Origin of the sequence: Aeromonas sobria (genome assembly GCF_050266975.1) — a bacterium.
GTDB lineage: Bacteria > Pseudomonadota > Gammaproteobacteria > Enterobacterales > Aeromonadaceae > Aeromonas > Aeromonas sobria_B.
In genome coordinates, this window is sequence record NZ_JBKISU010000014.1 from 63,950 (window position 1) to 83,122 (window position 19,173).

Genomic DNA, 19,173 nt, shown 5'->3' on the forward strand with positions numbered 1-19,173 from the left:
CGATCATAGGCTCACCTCCAGCCGGAACATCAGACCCCGTCCGAAACTCCACTCCTCACTGCCGTTCATCTGGATCACCACCATGAGGTTGTCGGGATGGATCCCAAGCTCAGCCTCAAGCCGCTCGGCGAGCCGGGCATAGAGCCGCTCCTTGACCGCGGTGCTGCGGGGCTTTCCCGCCAGGATCTGGAACAGGATGAAGCCTTGGTCCCGGCGGCCGGTCTGGTAGTGGGGGTGATAGATGAGGGCACCGGCCGGCAGGATCTCGAGGATCTGGAACTTGTCCTCCGGCGGCACCTCGAACACCTCCACCAGGGTCTGGTGATAGAGGGCGCTGAGCTGTTGCAGGCGCGCGTCGCTCATCCCCTCGCGCACCGTGATGCGGGTCAGCGGCATGGGGTCGCCTCCTCGCGGGCGGGCAGATAGCCCACGGCCGTCACTGCGGCGGGCAAACCGGCGTAGAAGGCGAGATGGGTGAACAGCTCTTCCAGCTCATCCCGCGTCAGGCCGTTTTGCCGGGCGAATGCGATGTGCCAGGGCAGCTGTTGCACCCGGCCCAGGGACGCCAGTATGGCCAGGGTGATCAGGCTGCGCTCGCGGGCTGACAGGGCGGGCCGCTGCCAGATATCGCCAAACAGCGTCTCTTCCGCCAGTTGGGCGAGTCGGGGGGCAAGCTGCGCCAGGGTGGCGCGATCGGGAACATCGGGTGTCATGGCAATCTCCTTGGTGGATGAAGCCACTCTCCCTCACTGCTACAATTTAAAAAATCGAAATATTCAAGACCAACAATCCCGATTATAAGGACGATAATGTCACCCCTTCCCCCCAGCCTGGATCTCGATGCCCTGCGCAGCTACGTGCTGGGGCTGGAGTGCGGCAGCTTCGCCCTGGCGGCGCAGCGGCTGTGCCGCTCCACCTCGGCGGTCAGCGCCCAGTTGAAGAAACTCGAACAGCAGTGCGGCACCGATCTGGTCATGAAGCAGGGCCGTCACCTGGTGCCGACGGCCAGCGGCGAGCGCCTGCTGGGCTACGCCAAGCGGCTGCTGGAGCTCAATGACGAAGCTCTGCTCGCCCTGAAGGGGGAACTGCTGCAAGGGGAGATCCGGCTCGGGGTGCAGGAGGACTTCGGCGAATCTTTGCTCCCCGCCGTGCTGGGGCCCCTCTGCCGCCAGCACCCGGCCCTGCGCATGACGACCCGCATCGATCGCAACGGGGCCCTGGTGCAGGGGATCAGGGCAGGCACCCTCGACATGGCTCTCGCCTGGCAACCACAGGGAGAGCGGGAGGATCTTCCCCTCATCGAGGTGGTGCAGCTGGCCTGGATTGCCCACCCCGAGTGGGATCCTGCCCCTTTGCTCGCGCGGGGGGAGCCTTTTCCCCTGGTGCTCTTCGATGCCCCCTGCCTGATGCGGGCGCGGGCCATCCGCGCCCTCGACGAGGCCGGGATCCCCTGGCGCATCGCCTTCACCAGTCAGAGCCTGGGGGGGATCTGGGCCGCCGTGCAGGCCGGGCTCGGGATCACGGTGCGTTCCGCCATCGGCATGCCGGCCAGTCTAGCGCCCCTCGGCGCCGTGCTGCCGTCACCGGGCACCCTGGGGGTGGTGCTGCTCGGCGCCAGCCATGAGACCGACGAGGCCAGGCGCCAGTTGCAACGGCTGCTCACGGACGCCGTGCATCAGGCCAGCGCCGGGCACAGAGGCTGAGTGCCTCTGCGAGGGTCGGTCACCCCGTCCAAGAAAGTGCATAAAAAAACGGCAACCCTGAGGTTGCCGTTTTTCTTGTCATTGCGCTGGCGCGCCGCGGGGATCAGCCCACCCGCTTGGCCAGCCAGGCTTCGGCGGCGGCCAGCGCGCCTTCTACCTGCTCGCGGGCGACGCCGCCCTTGGCGACCCGCTTGGCCAGAGTCGCTTCCAGCTCCAGGTTCGGGTAGACATCCTCGCCGATGACAGGGCTGAACCCCTGGAATTCGCAGAGGGACAGCTCCTCCAGCGGCTTCTTCAGCTTGATGGCCTGGACCACCACTTCACCGACGATATGGTGCGCCTCGCGAAACGGAATGCCCTTGGCCACCAGATAATCCGCCAGCTCGGTGGCGTTGGCGTAGCCACCCTGGGCCGCCGCCTTGGTGCGCTCGCCATTCACTTTCAAGTCGATCAGCACCAGGGCCGCCATGTCGAGACAGTCGTGCCAGGTATCCAGGGCGTCAAACAGCCCTTCCTTGTCTTCCTGCATGTCCTTGTTGTAGGCCAGCGGCAATGCTTTTAGGCTCATCAGCATGCCCATCTGGGCGCCCACTACCCGGCCAGTCTTGCCACGAATGAGCTCAAGAGCATCCGGGTTCTTCTTCTGGGGCATCAGGGAGGACCCCGAGGTGACCGCATCGGAGAGCTCCACGAAGCCCGCCTCGCCGGTGTTGTAGAAGATGAGATCTTCGGCAAAGCGCGACAGGTGGGCCATGGACAGCGACGCCACGTGCATCAGCTCCACCACGTGATCCCGATCCGACACCGAATCCAGGCTGTTGCGGGTGGCGCCGCTAAAGCCCATGTCGAGCGCCAGCGCTTCCCGGTCGATGGCATAGGCGGTGCCGGCCAGGGCGCCGCAGCCGAGCGGGCTGGTGTCGAGACGCTTGAGGGCATCCTGCAGGCGGGAATGGTCCCGCTCCAGCATCTCCACATAGGCCAGAGCCCAGTGGGCGAAGGTGACCGGCTGAGCCCGCTGCAGGTGGGTGTAACCGGGCAGCACCGCGGCCTGGTTGGCGCGGGCACAGGCCACCAGTCCCTGTTGCAGGGCGCTGATGGAGGCGAGCAGCAACTCGCCCTGGGCCTTGCACCAGAGTTTCAGATCGGTGGCGACCTGATCGTTGCGCGAGCGGCCGGTGTGCAGCTTCTTGCCGAGATCGCCAACGGCATCGATGAGCTTGCCCTCGACCCAGGAGTGGATGTCTTCGGCATCCGAGCTCAGGATCTGCCGGGGATCCTGCTGCACCGAGGCGAGCAGCACCTCCAGCGCCTGTTGCAGCCGACCCTGTTCGTCCTGGGTCAGCACACCCACCGTGACCAGGGCGCGGGCCCAGGCCATGGAGCCTTGAATGTCCTGCTCCGCCAGACGGTAATCGAAGCGCAGCGAGTCGTTGAATTGCTTGAACCGGCTATCGGCCCCCTGACTGAAGCGTCCACCCCAAAGTGCCATACTGCTCTCCTTGAATGCGTTGTCGGCGGCGCCTTGCGCCTGCCGCGGATTGTCTCGATGAAGGGTTATCTCATGAAAGGGGCGCCTGCGCCCCTTTCATCACGCTTGAGGGTCGCCCTGCCGACCCTCCCACCCCGATGGCTAAGGGCCCCTGACCCTTAGCCATCGCGGCGCCTTGATAAACGAGGGGGCCTGGCCCCCTCGTCTGGCTCATCGTCAGTGACGATCAACCGTGGGTATGGTCACCGCCGACCGCCAGATTCTGCTCTTTCAGGGCACGAATGCGGCTGGCCAGGGTGTAGAGGCGGATGAAGCCTTCGGCATGGCTCTGGTCGTACACCTCGTCGGCGCCGAAGGTGGCGAAGTCTTCGGAGTAGAGGCTGTTGCCGGAGCGTTTCTGGGTCGCGCTCACCTGGCCCTTGTACATCTTCAGCACCACTTCACCGTCCAGATCCTCGGCGATGGCATTGGCGGACGCCAGTACCGCCTTGCACAGGGGGGTGAACCAGCGGCCGTCATAGACCAGGTGGGAGAACTCGGCCCCCAGCTTCTCGCGCCAGGCGCGGGTGGGCTTGTCCAGCACCAGCTCTTCGATGGCGCGCAGGGCCGCCATCATGACGGTGCCACCCGGGGTCTCGTAGCAGCCGCGGGACTTCATGCCCACCAGACGGTTCTCAGTGATGTCGATGCGGCCGACGCCGTGCTTGCCGGCACGCTCGTTCAGGGTCACCAGCACCTGATAGGGGCTCAGGGGCTGGTCGTCCACGGCCACGATCTCGCCCTGCTTGACGGTCAGCTTGACGTATTCCGGCTCGTTCGGTGCCTGCTCCGGGGAGACGGTCCACTGCCAGACCGCTTCGGACGGCTCGTTCCAGGTGCTCTCCAGCTCGCCACCTTCGGTGGAGATATGCCAGGCGTTGGCGTCACGGCTGTAGATCTTCTTCAGGGTCGCCTTGCAGGGGATGTTGCGCGCTTCCAGATAGGCGAGCAGCTCTTCACGGGAACGCATGTCCCAGATGCGCCAGGGGGCGATCACTTTCAGCTGGGGCGCCAGGGAGGCCACGGCCCCTTCGAAACGCACCTGGTCGTTGCCCTTGCCGGTGCAGCCGTGGGCGATGGCGTCGGCCCCTTCGGCCTTGGCCACTTCCACCATGGCCTTGGCGATCACCGGACGGGCCATGGAGGTACCCAGCAGGTAGGTGCCCTCATAGATGGCGCCCGTCTTCAGGGTCGGATAGACGTAGTCCTTGACGAACTCTTCCTTCAGGTCATAGACCACACACTTGGCGGCGCCGGAGGCCAGGGCCTTCTCTTCCACCCCTTCCAGATCGTCTTCGCCCTGACCGACGTCGGCAACGAAGGCGATGATTTCGGCGTTGTAGTGCTCTTTGAGCCAGGGAATGATGGCCGAGGTATCCAGTCCGCCCGAGTAAGCCAGTACTATCTTGTTGATTCCGCTCATTTACTTCTCTCCATGATCAATCTTGAAAACATTAAAAACAGGGTCGGTCGCTCATTTGTGACCCAGCAGGGTCAGCAGCACGGCGTTCTGGATATGCATCCGGTTCTCTGCCTCGTCCAGAATGAGGGAGGCGGGGCCATCCATCACTTCCGAGGTGATCTCCAGTTCCCGATGGGCCGGCTGGCAATGCAGCACATGCGCGATGCCGGTCCGGTCGAGCAGGGCCTGGTTGATCTGATAAGGCATGAAGATCTCTTTTACCTGTTCCATCGGGGTGTTGTCACCCATGGAGACCCAGGTGTCGGTATAAACCACGTCAAAGCCTTCGATATCGGCGACGTCATCGCTGATATGGATGGTGGCCCCCGACTCGGCCGCCAGGGCCTGAGCCTCGAGGAAGATCTGGGTATCCGGGCCGTGACCCTTGGGGCAGATCAGGGTGACATCGGTGCCCAGCGTCGCCCCCAGCAGCAGCAGGGAGTGGCTGACGTTGTTGCCATCGCCGAGGTAGGCCAGTTTCACCTTGGACAGATCGTCGTAGTGCTCGGCGATGGTCATGAAGTCCGCCAGCCCCTGGCAGGGGTGGTAGAGGTTGCACAGGCTGTTGACCACGGGCACGGTCGCATACTGCTGCAGATCAACGAGCGTCTGGTGATCGAATACCCGGGCGACGATGGCGTCACACCAGCGGGACAGGTTGGCGGCGAAATCCTGCACGGATTCCCGCTTGCCCAGGGCCCCGTTCTGCTGATCCAGATAGACGCTGTGGCCACCCAGCTTGGCGATGCCGATGTCGAAGGTGACCCGGGTACGCAGGGAGGGCTTCTCGAACAGGGTCACCACGGCCTTGCCTGCCAGGGCATGGGCATACTTCTTGGGATCGGCCTTGACCTGTTTGCCCAGGGCTATCAACGCCAGGATCTGGGCCTTGCTGAGGTCGCTGTCTTTGAGCAGGTGTTGCATCGAATCGTCCTTTTGTCGTGCCTTAGAGGGTAACCTGGGTGCCGATGGCGGCGCCACCAAGCAGCTGGAGCAGCTGATCCGGGTAGCGCCAGCTGGCGACACAGACCGGCTTGCCCAGGGTCTCTGCGGCATGGAGCGCCGCCTTCACCTTGACCGCCATGCCATCGGTGATGACCCCTTTCTCCATCAGATCCAGCGCCGTCTGTTTATCGAGCTGCGGCACCAGCTTGCCCTTGCCATCCAGGATGCCGCTCACATCCGACAGCATCACCAGGTCGGCGCCCAGGGCTTCGGCAATCGCCGTGGCCGCCTGATCCGCGTTGACGTTCATCAGCTGACCCTCCGCCGTGATGCCGATGGAGCTGATGACCGGCAGGAACTGCTGGGAGAGCACCCCCTGCACCAGGGCTGGGTTGCCCGGGGTGCAGTCGCCGACCGCGCCGAGCTGCGGATCCAGCTGCACCACCTGGCACAGGCCGCCATCGGCCAGGCACAGGCCCACGGCCGGGATACCGCAGGCGATGGCCTTGGCCATCATCTGCTTGTTGGCGGTACCGGCCAGGGCACCGGCGATGAAGGGGATCTGCTCGAACGGGGTCACCCGCAGGCCGTTCTTCTTGCTGGAGGTCATCCCCAGCCCCTTGAGCAGATCATCCACCAGGCAGCCACCGCCGTGCACCAGCACCAGGGGTCTGTGCTGATCGTCCAGGAAGGTTTTCAGGGTGGCGAACAGGGCGGTCAGGGCCTCGTCGTTCTCGATGAGGGCTCCACCCAACTTGATTACCAGTGTCTGTTTGTCCATTTTCTTCACCCTTCCTTAAATCAGGCCCGTGGCCGGTTCAAAACCAAACTTGATGTTCACGCACTGGATGGCCTGGGAGGCCGCCCCCTTGAGCAGGTTGTCGATGGCGGAGACCACCACCAGCATGTTGCCCTGCTGCTGCCAGGCCAGATCGCAATAGGGCGTGCTGGCCACGCCACGGATGGAGGGCATCTGGCCGGTGAGGCGTACCAGAGGCTTGCCTTCGTAGGCGGCGAGATAGGCCTGATCCACCTGCTCCGGGGTCACGTCGTCCGCCAGCTGCACGTAGATGGTGGCCAGGATGCCGCGCACATAGTTGCCAAGGTGAGGCTGGAACAGCACCCCCTTGCCCAGGTGGTGGCTGATCTCCGGCTGATGCCGGTGAGTGAAGGTGCCGTAGGGGCTCAGGCTCACTTCGCAGAAGCTGGTATTGACCGCTGCCTTGCGGCCGGCGCCCGAGACACCGGAGACCGCATTGATGATGGGCTGCCACTCCGCCTTGATGAGACCCGCCTGCTGCAGCGGCTTGAGGGCGCACAGGGAGGCGGTGGGGTAGCAGCCGGGTACCGCAATCAGCTGGGCGGCGTTGATCGCATCGGCATTCCACTCCGCCAGACCATAGGCCGCCTGGGCGAGCCACTGCTCGTTCTCATGGGTGAAGCCGTAGTAATCCTGATAGAACTGCTGATCCTGCACCCGGAAGGCGCCGGAGAGATCGAACACCGGCAGCCCCTTGGCCAGGAACTTGGGGGCGAGCTCGGCGCTCACCTCGTGGGCGGTGGCCAGCAGCACCAGGTCGGCCTGGGTCAGGATCCGGGTCATGCCGTCTTCGTCCAGGGGCAGCAACGGCTGATCCAGCTCCCCCACCCACTGGGGATGCAGAGAGGAGAAGCGCTTGTGGGCGTCCTGGCTGCCGGCGGAAACATAGAGGCCGAACAGCTTGAGTTGAGGGTGGTTCTGCACCAGGGCGGCCAGCTCTGCTCCCGCGTAGCCACTGGCACCGACGATAACGGTGTTAAGCATTGATCGATTCCAAAATCTGAGGTCTGGGTTCACAGCATGATGCTGCATAAAGATTAAGAGGCCGTGAATCGCCTCTTCTGCCTTGCCAGGCAAGGGGCGATGAGCTGGCTGGCTCACGCGGAGACAATTCAGGCGGGGTTGCGTCGTCGGTGATAGATCAGGTGACAGAACATTGACTTTCCCTTACAACTAGAGCCTTATCGGTGAGCGCAAGAATAGAATATTCATTCACTCAGTTTGCATTTGTATTTTCTAACAGAAACCTTCCTAGGGTGCAAGGAGGAGCTAGTGGCCAATCAGGATTTTTTTTCACTTTATAAGAATATTATTGCAATTCCTTCCATCAGCAGCACGGATCCCAAGTGGGATCAGAGCAACGAGGGGGTGATCCGACTGCTGGCGGACTGGTTTGATCAGCTCGGCTTTCGCTGCGAAGTGACGGCCCTGCCGGATCTGCCCGGCAAGTTCAATCTGGTGGCGACCTATGGTCAGGGAGAAGGGGGGCTGCTGCTGGCGGGCCATACCGATACTGTGCCCTTCGATCAGGGCGCCTGGCGCAAGGATCCCTTCAAGGTGACCGAGGAGGGCAACCGCCTGTACGGCCTGGGCACCATCGACATGAAGGGCTTCTTCGCCTTCATCGTGGAGGCGCTCAAGGATATCGATCTCAAGACCCTCACCAAGCCCCTGCGCATCCTGGCCACCGCCGACGAGGAGACCACCATGGCGGGGGCCCGCGCCATTGCCGCGGCGGCCGAACTCAAACCCGACTATGCGGTGATCGGCGAACCCACCGGCCTGGTGCCTGTGGTGGCCCACAAGGGCCACATGTCCGAAGCCATCCGCATCACGGGCAAGAGCGGTCACAGCTCGGATCCCGCCAACGGGGTCAACGCCCTGGAGATCATGCACCAGGCCATGGGCCAGGTGCTGAAGCTGCAGCAGAGCCTCAAGGATAAGTATGCAGATCACCGCTTCAAGGTGCCCCAGCCGACCCTGAATCTGGGCTATATCCAGGGGGGCGACAGCCCGAACCGCATCTGCGGCTGCTGCGAGCTGCACATCGACATGCGTCCCACCCCGCAAGTGGGGCCGGACGAGCTGATGGGGATGCTCAAGGAGGCGCTCGCTCCCATAGAGGTTCACCAGCCGGGCTGCCTGCACCTGCAACACCTGCACGAACCCATCCCCGCCTATGCCTGTGACGCCGATTCCCAGCTGGTGCGCGAGGCGCAGCAGGCGAGCGGACACAAGGCGGAATCGGTGAACTACTGCACCGAGGCCCCCTTCATCCAGCAGCTGGGCTGCCAGACCATAGTGATGGGCCCGGGCCACATCGCCCAGGCCCACCAGCCGGACGAATACCTGGATCTGTCGTTCGTCGAGCCGACCAAGTCGGTGCTGCAACACCTGATCCGCCGCTTCTGCTGCTAGGCCTGGGCTGGGCTCCAGCCATCCACACGACTCACCCGGCGCCGTCATGATCAAAGGGGCGGGGTGAGGCGGCTACCGGGCGCAGGGAGTCGCAATCGGATATGTAGGAAAGTTACATGACAGAAGGCGGGACAACCGGACTCGGTCCAGTACCAGGATCATCGAAAATACATGTTCTTAATCGGCCTGTTATTTGACCTCGCGCAGACATTCTGGGTAGATTGTCCCCCTAAGATGACGGAGCATATGTTGTAATCGCACAACAATAAGTGAGGCTGTCTCTCACCTTGGAAGGAGAGAGGCACCAACCAGAATAAGGATGTGGAATGAACGAAAAGTACGCCGCTCTACGGGCCAACGTAGGCATGCTGGGCCAGCTGCTGGGTAAATCCATCAAGGATCATCAGGGACAGGCTTTCCTCGACAAGATCGAAACCATTCGTCAACTGGCCAAGTCCTCTCGCAAGGGCAACGAGGCCGACAGGGAGCGTCTGCTCGACACCCTGCGCACCCTCTCGGACGACGAACTGTTGCCGGTGGCCCGCGCCTTCAGCCAGTTCCTCAACCTGGCCAACGTGGCCGAACAGTTCCACACCATCTCCCGCCGCAGCGAAGAACAGGTCTGCACCCCGGATCCCCTGGAGCAGATGTTCGCCAAGCTCAAGGCGTCCAACCTGTCGCAAGAGGCCATCATCCAGGCGGTGCGCGAGCTGGATATCGATCTGGTGCTGACCGCTCACCCGACCGAGGTGACCCGTCGTACCCTGATCCACAAGCATGTGCAGCTCAACGACTGCCTGGAGGCGCTGGAGCTCTCCGATCTGCTGCCCCGTGAGCGGGACAAGATCCTCAATCGCATCGAACAGCTGGTCAATCAGGCCTGGCACACCAACGAGATCCGGGTACAGCGTCCCACCCCGGTGGACGAGGCCAAGTGGGGCTTCGCCGTGGTGGAAAACAGCCTCTGGCCCGCGATCCCCGAATTCATGCGCAACCTGGACGAACGGTTGCAGCAACACCTGGGGGTGCGCCTGCCCCTGGACGCAGCCCCGGTCAAGTTCACCTCCTGGATGGGGGGCGACCGTGACGGCAACCCCTTCGTCACCGCCAAGGTGACCGCCGAGGTGCTGGAGCTGGGCCGCTGGATGGCGGTGAGCCTGTTCTACAAGGACATCAAGGAGCTCACCTCGGAGCTCTCCATGTCCGACTGCACCCAGGCGGTGCGCGATCGCGTCGGCGACAGTGCCGAACCCTATCGCGCCCTGGTGCGCGAGCTGCGCGAGCAGCTGCGCGAGACCCAGGAGTTCCTCACCGCCAAGGTGCAGGGCCAGGTGAGCGAGAGCCGGGATCTGGTCAAGACCACGGCCCAGCTGCGCGAGCCCCTGGAGCTCTGCTACCACTCCCTGCACGCCTGCGGCATGGGCAACATCGCCGATGGCATGCTGCTGGACGTACTGCGCAAGCTGGCCTGTTTCGGCATCCACCTGGTCAAGCTGGACATCCGTCAGGACGGCGAGCGTCACGGCCAGGTCTTCTCCGAGCTGACCCGTTATCTGGGCATGGGGGACTACGCCGAGTGGAGCGAGGACGACAAGCAGGCCTTCCTGCTGAACGAACTGAACTCGCGCCGCCCCCTGCTGCCGAGCGACTGGACACCGAGCGACGAGACCCAGGAGACCATCGACACCTGCAAGGTGATCGCCGCCCATGATCCGGATGCGTTCGGCATCTACATCATCTCCATGGCCGGCGCCCCGTCCGACGTGCTGGCGGTGCAGCTGTTGCTCAAAGAAGCCGGCTGCACCTTCCGCATGCCGGTGGCGCCGCTGTTCGAGACCCAGGAAGACCTGATGGCGGGCACCGCCGTCATGGATCGCCTGCTGTCGGTGGACTGGTATCGCGGCTACATCCAGGGTCGCCAATACGTGATGATCGGCTACTCGGATTCGGCCAAGGATGCGGGCATGATGGCCGCCGGCTGGGCCCAGTACGCCGCCATGGAGTCCCTGGTGGCCCTGGCCGAGACCAACAAGGTGCGCCTGACCCTGTTCCATGGCCGCGGCGGCACCGTCGGTCGCGGCGGCGCCCCCGCCCATCAGGCGATCCTGTCCCAGCCGCCGGGATCCCTGCGCGGCGGCCTGAGGGTCACCGAGCAAGGGGAGATGATCCGCTTCAAGTTCGGCCTGCCCAAGGTGGCCATCAACAGCCTGAACCTCTACACCAGCGCCGTGCTGGAGGGCAACCTGCTGCCGCCGCCCAAGCCCAAAGAGAGCTGGCGCACCGTGATCGAGCAGGTGGCCGAGTCCTCCTGCGAGCACTATCGCAGCATAGTGCGCGGCCACCCGGACTTCGTGCCCTACTTCCGCGCCGCCACCCCGGAGATGGAGCTCGGCAAGCTGCCGCTCGGCTCCCGCCCTGCCAAGCGCAAGCCCAATGGCGGTGTCGAGAGCCTGCGCGCCATCCCCTGGATCTTCGCCTGGACCCAGAACCGGCTGATGCTGCCGGCCTGGCTCGGCGCCCACCAGGGGCTGCAACAGGCCATCGACAACGGTCACCAGGCCGTGCTGGAAGAGATGAGCCGCCAGTGGCCCTTCTTCCGCACCCGCCTCGAGATGCTGGAGATGGTGTTCCTCAAGGCCGACAGCTGGCTGGCGGAGTACTATGACACCCGTCTGGTGCCGGAGAACCTCTGGCCGCTCGGCAAGCAGCTGCGCCAGGAACTCGCCGACGCCGCCGATGTGGTGCTGGCCCTGCGCCCGCAAGGGGACCTGCTCGATGATCAGCCCTGGATCAAGGAGTCCATCAAGCTGCGCAACCCCTACACGGATCCCCTCAACGTGCTGCAGGCCGAGCTGCTCAACCGCTCGCGCCGCGACCCGGAGTCCCTGCACGAGGAGATAGATCAGGCGCTGATGGTCACCATCGCCGGTATCGCCGCCGGCATGCGCAACACGGGTTGATGGCTGGCAAGCTGGCAATCACATAGTCAAAGGGCGCCAATCTGGCGCCCTTTTTCGTTCCATGGATCCTGTGTGTCCTGCTGACCACAGACCCTATGCGATCCGGTTGCGCCCCCGGCGCTTGGCCTCATAGAGGCGCTGATCCACGCATTGCAGCCAGTCGTCCATGCAGCGATAACTCATCTGGTAGGGGGTAATGCCCGCGCTGATGGTGACGGCAATCTCCTGGCGCTGATGCAAGAAGGGGTGGTTCGCTATCTGCTGGCGGGTACGCTCCATGATGCCGTGGGCCGCTTCCAGCGCGGTGTGGCGCAGCAGCATGATGAACTCCTCCCCACCAAAGCGGGCCACCAGATCCTGACTGCGCACCGTCTGCATCAGCAACTGGGCCAGTTCCCTGAGTACGGCATCTCCGGCAAGATGGCCGTGTTCATCGTTGATCTGCTTGAAGAAATCGATATCGATCAGGGCCAGACAGCAGGCCTCCCCCTCGGCTGGGTGGCGCTGGATGTGCTCTAGCAAGAGGTTGGCCTGGCTGAAGAAGCTGCTGCGGTTGGGCAGCTTGGTGAGAAAATCGTGCTCGGCATTGAAGCGCAGCACCCGTTCCATCCGGCTGCGCTCATCTTCCAGGTTGCGGGCATGGATCAGGGTGCCGAGGGTGGTGGTGAGCGGCTCGAGCAGGGTGACCAGGGCCTCGTCGAAGCCGCCGGGACGATTCGCCAGGGCTATCATGCCGATGGCCTCCCCCTTGTGGCGGATCGGGATGCCGAGGAAGCTGTCCAGATGGGGATGGCCATGGGGAGAGACGCCGCGGCTCGCCGGGTGACGCGGCAGATCATTGCAGCACACCAGGGTGTTGTGGGTCACCACATGACCGAACAGGTTGTCGAGCTTGCTGAAGATGAGCCCCCCCCCTCTCCTGGCGCTGCTGCTCGTACCAGGCATGGGTGGCCTCATCCCAGGAGACATTGGAGATGGAGGGGATATAGAGGCTGAGCCCCTTCTCCTCGTGCTGGACTATGCCGATGAAGCCGTAGGCGCTCTGGCTCACGCTCAGCAACCGCTCGAACACGGTGTCGCAGGCGGAGGCGAGGTTGCGATCGAGCAGAAAACTCTGATGGGCGGCGACTATGATGTCGAACAGCTGGCTCTGCTGCTCGACACGCAGCTCGGCCAGCACCTCCGAGGTGATGTCGTGAGCCAGCTTGATCACCCCGAGCAGCGAGCCCGCCTCGTCGGTGATGGCCGTGTAGGTGGCATGGATCCAGACGCTCCTGCCGCTGCGCATGATGCGGCGGCACTTGCCGGCATAGATCTCGCCGCAGAGCACCCCCTGCCAGAAACGGCCATGTTCACCCCGTTGCTCGAAGGGAACCAGCAGGAGATGGGACTGGCCGATCAGCTCCTCGGGAGCGTAGCCGAGGATGGCACAGAACCTGGGGTTGACCGACACAATGCGACCGCTGAGATCGAACGCGACTATGCCATAGGCGCGGTCGATCGCGGTCAATCTGGCCTGGGCATCATAACGCCCAAGCGCGTCGGTATCCTCATCAGGAGGACGGATCACGGGGATATTCATGGCTACGATTCCTTTCGATAGTCCACATATAACCACAACAGGCATAGGCACGCGGGGCTGAGACCCCAGAGCATAGGTGCGAACATTCGACTGCGCTAATGTTGGTCGCCCCGGGAGGCGGCCAGGGGCGCGAGCTACTTGCCATACCAGCCCCCTGAGCGCACACTCTCTGACCTTGTCGCGATTCAAGGAATCTCCATGACCCCCGCAATCAACCTGCTGAAAAAGCTCAAGATCCCCCACAGGCTCTACCCCTACGAGTGTGAGGCCCACGACGACTTCGGCAAACATGCCGCGGCCCAGCTCGGCCTGCCCCAGGCCCAGGTGTTCAAGACCCTGCTCGCCCATCACGACAAGCAGGCGGTGGTGGCCATAGTGCCCTCCTCCGGTATGTGCAGCCTCAAGCAGCTCGCCAAGGCCACCGGGCTCAAGAAGGTGGAGATGATGAAACCGGCCGATGCCGAGAAGCTGACCGGCTACAAGGTGGGGGGCATCAGCCCCCTGGCCCAGAAGAAGCCGCTGCCGACCGTGCTGGACGACTCCGCCATGGCGTTCGACGAGATCCTGGTGAGCGGCGGCAAGCGCGGCCTCTCGGTGGGGGTGGCGCCCAAGGACATGATTGCACTGCTGAAGTGGCTCGCCGCCCCCATCGGCGAGCCCCACGAATAAACGCCACGAGCGAACGCCATGGACTGCATGCTCCAGAGCAAGGCACGAGCGAGCGCCATGGGTCGGCGCCATGGCTGGGCAGCTTGCAGCATGAGAGAGGCCCCGCAAGCGGGGCCTCTTCAGCTTTGCCAGTCAGGCGGGACCCCAGGCTTATGGCGTCACCCGGCAGGCGGCGGTCAGATCCGATAACCGCAGCCGCTGGCGCCCCTGTGCGTCGAAGTTGGCGTCGTCCAGCCAAAGCTCGAAGCAGCGTTGCAGGGCGGGCCATTCGCCGTCGAGCACCGAGAACCAGGCGGTATCCCGGTTGCGCCCCTTGTCCACCCTGGCCTGGCGGAAGGTTCCCTCATAGCTGAACCCCAGCCGCAGTGCCGCCTGGCGGGACGGCACGTTAAGCCCGTTGCACTTCCACTCGTAGCGGCGATACCCCAGGGCGAAGGCCCGCCCCATCATCAGCGCCATGGCCGCCGTGGAGAGGCGGGTGCGCTGCATGGCGGGGGAAAAATGGAGCCAGCCCACCTCGATGCTGCCCGCCCCGGGGTCGATGCGCAGGTAGCTGGCCAGCCCCAGTCCCTGGCCGCTCGCCTCATCGACGATCGTGTAGAACTGGGGATCCCCCTTGGCGGCGCACTGCTGCAACCAGGCCAGCATGGCCGGCTCGTCCGCGAAGGGGCCGCTGGTGAGATAGGTCCACATGGCGCCATCATCGGCGGCAAAGGCCTGCCAGAGCGAGGGGCAGTGGCGCGCGGGATCCAGGGGCTCCAGGCGGCAGCCCCAGCCGCTCATGATCCGCTGGGGTGGGAACTCGGCCCCCGCCCAATGTGCCAGCTCGGCGCCGACCGCCTGGCCGAAGCCGTTTATCTCCACCTCAGCAGCCACAGTCGCTCCCCCCTGCCAGCAGGCGACCGGGCGCTTGGCCGGTGGCGACGGCAAAGCCGTCCTGCCGCCACCAGTGCAATCCGCCGATCAGCTCCTTCACCTTGAAGCCCAGGGCCGCCAGTTTCAGGGCGCCGCGGGTCGAGCCGTTGCAGCCGATGCCATCGCAGTAGCAGACATAGACGAGATCCCGATCCAGGGAGGCCGTGCTGGCCGCGTCCATGGTGCGGTGGGGCAAGGAGAGGGCGCCGGGAATATGGCCCTCGGCATAGTGCCCCGGGGAGCGGGTGTCGATGACGACGATGGCGGCCTCCCCCGCCAGCAGGTCGGCGGCGAGGTCGGCCGGGTCGGTGCGATAGGCGAGCTGGTCGGTAAAGAAGCTGACGGCAGCCTGGGGGCTGGCCAATCCGGTGGCGAGAACGGCACTCATGGTTATCTCCCTCTACATGATGCGGGTGGTCAATGAGCCTAATCTAGCGCCATAATGGCCCTGCCAAGATAGCCAATTCTGGCAGACAGACCAGACCAATTCACCACCCGGAGCCCACCATGCCCGCCCTGCCGACCCTGTTCGCCAATCTGCAGCAGGGGGACTTGCCACTGCACGAGCAACTGGTACGCGCCCTGCGCACCGCCATCCTGGCCGGTCAGCTGCCCCTCCACAGCCGCTTGCCCGCCAGCCGGGCCCTGGCCCGGGATCTCGCCCTGTCCCGCAGCACAGTGGAGCTGGCCTACGCCAGGCTCGAGGCCGAGGGCTATCTGGTGCGCAAGGTGGGGGCCGGCAGCTTCGTCGCCATAGCGCCGCGCCAGACGCCCCCCAGGTCCGTCCCGCTCAGGGCGGCGCGATCCCTTTCCCGGCGCGGCGAGGCCATGCAGGCCAGCGGCAGCTGCCGCGAGGAGGTCAACCCCAGGCCCAATTTCGGGGCGGGTCAGGCCGATGCCCTCGCCTTCCCCGGCGAGCTGTGGGGCAAGCTGTTGCAGCAGCGCTGGCGCCGGGAGGGGGAGCAGTTGATGCGCTACGGCGATCCCCAGGGATTGCCGGCCCTGCGCGAGGCCATCGCCGGCTATCTGATGCAGTCGCGGGGAGTCAACTGCGATCCGGAGCAGATCCTGATCCTCACCAGCTCCCAGCAGGGGATCCAGCTCGCCGCCCAGCTGCTGACGGATCCGGGCGACTGCGTCTGGCTGGAGGAGCCGGGCTACCCGGGGGCCCGCAGCGCCATGGTGAGTGCCGGTGCCAGGGTGCATCCCGTGCCCGTGGACGAGGAGGGGCTCAATCCAGTCGGCTCCTTGCCCGCCCCCAGGCTCATCTACTGCACTCCCTCCCACCAGTATCCCCTCGGCATGGCCATGAGCCTGCCAAGGCGGATGGCGCTGCTGGCCGAGGCGGCGCGCCACAACGCCTGGATCATAGAGGACGACTATGACGGCGAGTTCCAGTATGACCAGCGTCCGCTCCCCGCCCTGCAGGGGCTGGACAGCCAGGGGCGGGTGCTCTACGTGGGCACCTTCAGTAAGGTGCTTTTCGGATCCCTTCGCCTCGCCTATCTGGTGCTGCCCCACGCCCTGATGGCCCCCTTCTGCCAGGCCCGCGCCGCCATCGACGGCCACAGCAACCAGCTGTTGCAGGGGGTGACGGCCGACTTCATCCAGGGGGGCCACTTCGCCGCCCACCTGCGCCAGATGCGCCCCCTCTACCGCAGCCGCCGCGACCTGCTGGTGGAGACCCTGGCCAGCCAGTGCCCGGCCCTGACCCCCATCCATACCGGTGCCGGCTTGCAGCTGTGCGCCCTGCTCCCCCCGGGGGAGGAGGCGCGCTGGACGGCCCGGGCCAATCGCCAGGGGCTGGGGCTGCGCCCCTTGAGCGACTTCTACCTGACCCCGCCAGACGCGGCGTCGCCGCCCCGCCACGAAGGCTGGCTGCTCGGCTATGGGGCGCTCGACAACGCCAGCCTGCGCCAGCTCTGCCGCGCCCTGGGCCGGCTGATGGCCCAGGCGCCGGACGACCCGGCTCAGCCCGGGGCCAAGGCCGACCCTCCCTGCTGACGCTCGCGGCAAAGGGCCAGCCAGGCCTCGGCACTGCGGGAGAGGTAGCGGCCCCTCGGCCAGATCACCCCGAGCCGCCAGCTCATCTCCGGCAACAGGGGGCGCAGGATCAGACCATCCTGGGTCAGGCGGCGGCAGACGGGTTCGGGCAGGAAGGCGATCCCCATGCCACTGCGCACCATGGCGGTGAGGAAGTCCCACTGGCTGCTGCGCGCCGCCACCTGGGGGGTGAATCCCTCGGCGAGGCAGGCCTGCTCGATGCGCTCGCTCAGGGTGAAGGCCTGGGTGTAGAGCAGCAGGGGCTCTTCCCGCAGATCCGAGAGGCGTACGCAGGCCCGCTCGCGCCAGCGGGGCTCGGCGGGCAGCACCAGTTGGATCGGGTAGCAGTCGAGATCCAGGGTCTCCAGCTCGGCCGTCTCCCGGGCCGGCAGCATGGTGATGGCGAGATCCAGCTCCCCCTCCAGCACCGCCTGCTCGATGCGCCGACCGCCATATTCGACGATGGAGAGCTCGATGGCGGGGTAGCGGCTGCGATAGCGGCGAATGAGATCCGCATAGACGTGGCCCACCATGGGGGGCATGCCCAGGGCCAGCCGTCCCCCCTTGAGGCTCTGCAAGTCCGCCAACTCCGTCTCCAGCTGCTGCATCTGGGCCAGTATCTCCTGGCCCCGGGCAAACAACACCCTCCCCCCGTCGGTCAGGGTGAAGCGGCGGCCCACCCGGCTGAGCAGGGGCTGGCCCAGCTCCTCTTCCAGGTTGCGGATCATCTTGCTGATGGTGGGCTGGGTGACGAACAGCCGCTGGGAGGCGCGGGTGAAACTCTGCTCGCGCACCAGCTCGACGAAGTAACGCAGGGCTCGGATATCCATGGACTCTCTCCGCTGATGGGGGTCATATCATGCCAATTTGGCATAATTTTGATAATTTAAATTCATTTTTTGCAGGTTTGTCCCGGCGCTACACTGGTGCCAGTCTCAACAACCGGCCCGCCCCCATGTCACTGCCCTCCTGGTTGCTCACCCCCTTGCAGGTCTCCCTGCTGGCCGCCATCTGGTGGCTGGCCGATGGCGCCGTGCGCCTGTTCCACCTGCCCCTGCCCGCCAACCTCACCGGCATGCTGGCCCTGCTCGCCCTGATCCTGCTCGGGGTGGTCAAGACCCGCTGGTTCAGTGCGGGATCCCGCTGGCTGCTGGCGGAGATGCTGCTGTTCTTCGTGCCCGCCGTGGTGGCCGTGGTCAACTACCAGGAGCTGATGCTCCATCAGGGGGTGCGGATCCTGCTGGTGATAGGGCTCAGTACCGTGCTGGTGCTCGCCACCACGGCCCTGGTGGTGGACAGGGTCTACCGGCTCGAGCTCAGGCTGGCCCGCAGGCATCGCCGCCATGACTAGCCAAGCCTTGAGCCTGCTCTGCCTGGCGCTCACCCTGCTGTTCTACTACCTCAGCAAGTGGCTCTATCGCCGGGTGCAGATACTGCCGCTGATGCCGCTGCTGCTGGCCCCGGCCCTGCTGGTCGCCCTGGTGCTGCTCTGCCACATCCCCTACGAGGCCTATATGGCCGACAGTCACTGGCTGCTCTGGCTGCTGGGCCCGGCCACGGTCGCCTTCGCCATTCCCGTCTATGAGAACCGGGCCCTGATGCGCAAGCACTGGCTCTCCCTCTCCCTCGGGGTACTCGCCTCCGTGGTGATGGCGGTGGGCAGTTCGGTGCTGCTGGCCCGCTGGTTCGGCTTGTCGGATCTGCTGCAACGCAGCCTCGCCATGCGCTCCATCACCACGCCGTTCGCGGTGGAGGCGAGCCGGAGCGTCGGGGGCCAGAGCGATCTGACCGCCCTGTTCGTGGTGCTGACCGGGGTGATCGGCATGGCGGTGGGGGAGTGCGTGCTGCGCCGCCTCGCCATCCGCAGCCGGCTCGGCAGGGGGGCGGGCTTTGGCGCCTCGGCCCACGGGGCGGGCACGGCCCGGGCCTATCAGATGGGCAAGGAGGAGGGGGTGGTCGCCAGCATGGTGATGATGATCGCCGGCATGGTGACTGTGCTGCTCGCCCCCCTGCTCGGCCAGCTACTGTGGTGAGCGCGCCCCGAAGCGGCGCCATGATCCGGGGCTCTTCCCCAGGGAGCAGGAGCAACAAATAGGGCGCCATAAGGCGCCCTTTTGTCGTTCCTTGC

Annotated in this window: 19 protein-coding genes; 7 read left to right on the plus strand and 12 right to left on the minus strand. The window is 65.0% G+C overall.

Annotated elements, in window-relative coordinates; all coding sequences use genetic code 11:
- Positions 1–3: 3 nt before the first annotated feature.
- Positions 4–396, minus strand: coding sequence for a tautomerase family protein (locus tag ACLHZ1_RS09950; RefSeq protein WP_427261959.1), 393 nt, complete (start codon positions 394–396; stop codon positions 4–6).
- Positions 387–713 carry a carboxymuconolactone decarboxylase family protein gene (locus ACLHZ1_RS09955; protein WP_408793558.1) on the minus strand — a complete coding sequence of 109 codons (327 nt, stop codon included), beginning with the start codon at positions 711–713 and terminating at the stop codon, positions 387–389. Before ACLHZ1_RS09955 ends, ACLHZ1_RS09950 begins: the two co-directional genes overlap by 10 nt.
- 96 nt (positions 714–809) lie before the next feature.
- On the opposite strand from ACLHZ1_RS09955, the gene ACLHZ1_RS09960 reads away from it, so the two are divergent.
- Entirely contained in the window at positions 810–1,703 is an 894-nt protein-coding gene (locus ACLHZ1_RS09960) for a LysR substrate-binding domain-containing protein (RefSeq protein ID WP_427261960.1), read from the plus strand.
- Positions 1,704–1,806: 103 nt separating this feature from the next.
- On the opposite strand, the gene argH is transcribed toward ACLHZ1_RS09960, so the two are convergent.
- The 5 genes from argH to argC all read right to left on the minus strand — a co-directional run bounded on the left by argH (position 1,807) and on the right by argC (position 7,442).
- A complete protein-coding gene (gene argH / locus ACLHZ1_RS09965) occupies positions 1,807–3,192 on the minus strand; it encodes an argininosuccinate lyase (RefSeq protein WP_427261961.1) in 1,386 nt (461 codons plus the stop codon).
- Between the two features lie 226 nt (positions 3,193–3,418).
- Positions 3,419–4,654, minus strand: coding sequence for an argininosuccinate synthase (locus tag ACLHZ1_RS09970; RefSeq protein WP_042000966.1), 1,236 nt, complete (start codon positions 4,652–4,654; stop codon positions 3,419–3,421).
- A 51-nt stretch (positions 4,655–4,705) separates the two neighbouring features.
- Positions 4,706–5,617, minus strand: coding sequence for an ornithine carbamoyltransferase (locus ACLHZ1_RS09975; protein ID WP_427261962.1), 912 nt, complete (start codon positions 5,615–5,617; stop codon positions 4,706–4,708).
- Positions 5,618–5,639: 22 nt separating this feature from the next.
- Complete coding sequence (gene argB, locus ACLHZ1_RS09980) at positions 5,640–6,419, minus strand: acetylglutamate kinase (RefSeq protein WP_408793550.1); 780 nt, start codon at positions 6,417–6,419, stop codon at positions 5,640–5,642.
- Positions 6,420–6,434: 15 nt separating this feature from the next.
- Complete coding sequence (argC, locus tag ACLHZ1_RS09985; protein ID WP_427261963.1) at positions 6,435–7,442, minus strand: N-acetyl-gamma-glutamyl-phosphate reductase; 1,008 nt, start codon at positions 7,440–7,442, stop codon at positions 6,435–6,437.
- A gap of 288 nt (positions 7,443–7,730) precedes the next feature.
- Here argC and argE point away from each other — a divergent pair, with 288 nt between their 5' ends.
- A complete protein-coding gene (gene argE, locus ACLHZ1_RS09990; RefSeq protein WP_427261964.1) occupies positions 7,731–8,876 on the plus strand; it encodes an acetylornithine deacetylase in 1,146 nt (381 codons plus the stop codon).
- A gap of 326 nt (positions 8,877–9,202) precedes the next feature.
- Positions 9,203–11,836, plus strand: a complete 2,634-nt coding sequence (gene ppc, locus ACLHZ1_RS09995) for a phosphoenolpyruvate carboxylase (RefSeq protein WP_427261965.1) — start codon at positions 9,203–9,205, stop codon at positions 11,834–11,836.
- A 93-nt stretch (positions 11,837–11,929) separates the two neighbouring features.
- On the opposite strand, the gene ACLHZ1_RS10000 is transcribed toward ppc, so the two are convergent.
- Both ACLHZ1_RS10000 and ACLHZ1_RS10005 read right to left on the minus strand, forming a co-directional pair.
- On the minus strand, positions 11,930–12,781 hold the full coding sequence (locus ACLHZ1_RS10000; RefSeq protein WP_427261966.1) for a GGDEF domain-containing protein: 852 nt from the start codon (positions 12,779–12,781) through the stop codon (positions 11,930–11,932).
- A complete protein-coding gene (locus ACLHZ1_RS10005) occupies positions 12,672–13,418 on the minus strand; it encodes a PAS domain-containing protein (protein ID WP_427261967.1) in 747 nt (248 codons plus the stop codon). The genes ACLHZ1_RS10000 and ACLHZ1_RS10005 overlap by 110 nt, the downstream gene beginning before the upstream one ends.
- Before the next feature lie 198 nt (positions 13,419–13,616).
- Between ACLHZ1_RS10005 and ybaK the strand changes: the two genes are divergently transcribed.
- Positions 13,617–14,087, plus strand: coding sequence for a Cys-tRNA(Pro) deacylase (gene ybaK, locus ACLHZ1_RS10010; RefSeq protein WP_427261968.1), 471 nt, complete (start codon positions 13,617–13,619; stop codon positions 14,085–14,087).
- 150 nt (positions 14,088–14,237) lie between these two features.
- Here ybaK and ACLHZ1_RS10015 read toward each other — a convergent pair whose 3' ends face one another.
- Positions 14,238–14,963, minus strand: a complete 726-nt coding sequence (locus ACLHZ1_RS10015; protein ID WP_427261969.1) for a GNAT family N-acetyltransferase — start codon at positions 14,961–14,963, stop codon at positions 14,238–14,240.
- On the minus strand, positions 14,953–15,390 hold the full coding sequence (locus tag ACLHZ1_RS10020) for a rhodanese-like domain-containing protein (protein WP_408793529.1): 438 nt from the start codon (positions 15,388–15,390) through the stop codon (positions 14,953–14,955). The genes ACLHZ1_RS10015 and ACLHZ1_RS10020 overlap by 11 nt, the downstream gene beginning before the upstream one ends.
- A 119-nt stretch (positions 15,391–15,509) precedes the next feature.
- Between ACLHZ1_RS10020 and ACLHZ1_RS10025 the strand changes: the two genes are divergently transcribed.
- A complete protein-coding gene (locus ACLHZ1_RS10025; RefSeq protein WP_427261970.1) occupies positions 15,510–17,006 on the plus strand; it encodes a PLP-dependent aminotransferase family protein in 1,497 nt (498 codons plus the stop codon).
- Here the strand turns inward: ACLHZ1_RS10025 and ACLHZ1_RS10030 are convergent.
- On the minus strand, positions 16,973–17,875 hold the full coding sequence (locus ACLHZ1_RS10030; protein ID WP_427261971.1) for a LysR substrate-binding domain-containing protein: 903 nt from the start codon (positions 17,873–17,875) through the stop codon (positions 16,973–16,975). The genes ACLHZ1_RS10025 and ACLHZ1_RS10030 overlap by 34 nt on opposite strands.
- Positions 17,876–18,000: 125 nt before the next feature.
- On the opposite strand from ACLHZ1_RS10030, the gene ACLHZ1_RS10035 reads away from it, so the two are divergent.
- Both ACLHZ1_RS10035 and ACLHZ1_RS10040 read left to right on the plus strand, forming a co-directional pair.
- Positions 18,001–18,396 (plus strand): CidA/LrgA family protein, encoded by a 396-nt coding sequence (locus ACLHZ1_RS10035; RefSeq protein ID WP_427261972.1) that lies wholly within the window; start codon positions 18,001–18,003, stop codon positions 18,394–18,396.
- Positions 18,389–19,078, plus strand: coding sequence for an LrgB family protein (locus ACLHZ1_RS10040; protein ID WP_427261973.1), 690 nt, complete (start codon positions 18,389–18,391; stop codon positions 19,076–19,078). Before ACLHZ1_RS10035 ends, ACLHZ1_RS10040 begins: the two co-directional genes overlap by 8 nt.
- Positions 19,079–19,173: the final 95 nt, after the last annotated feature.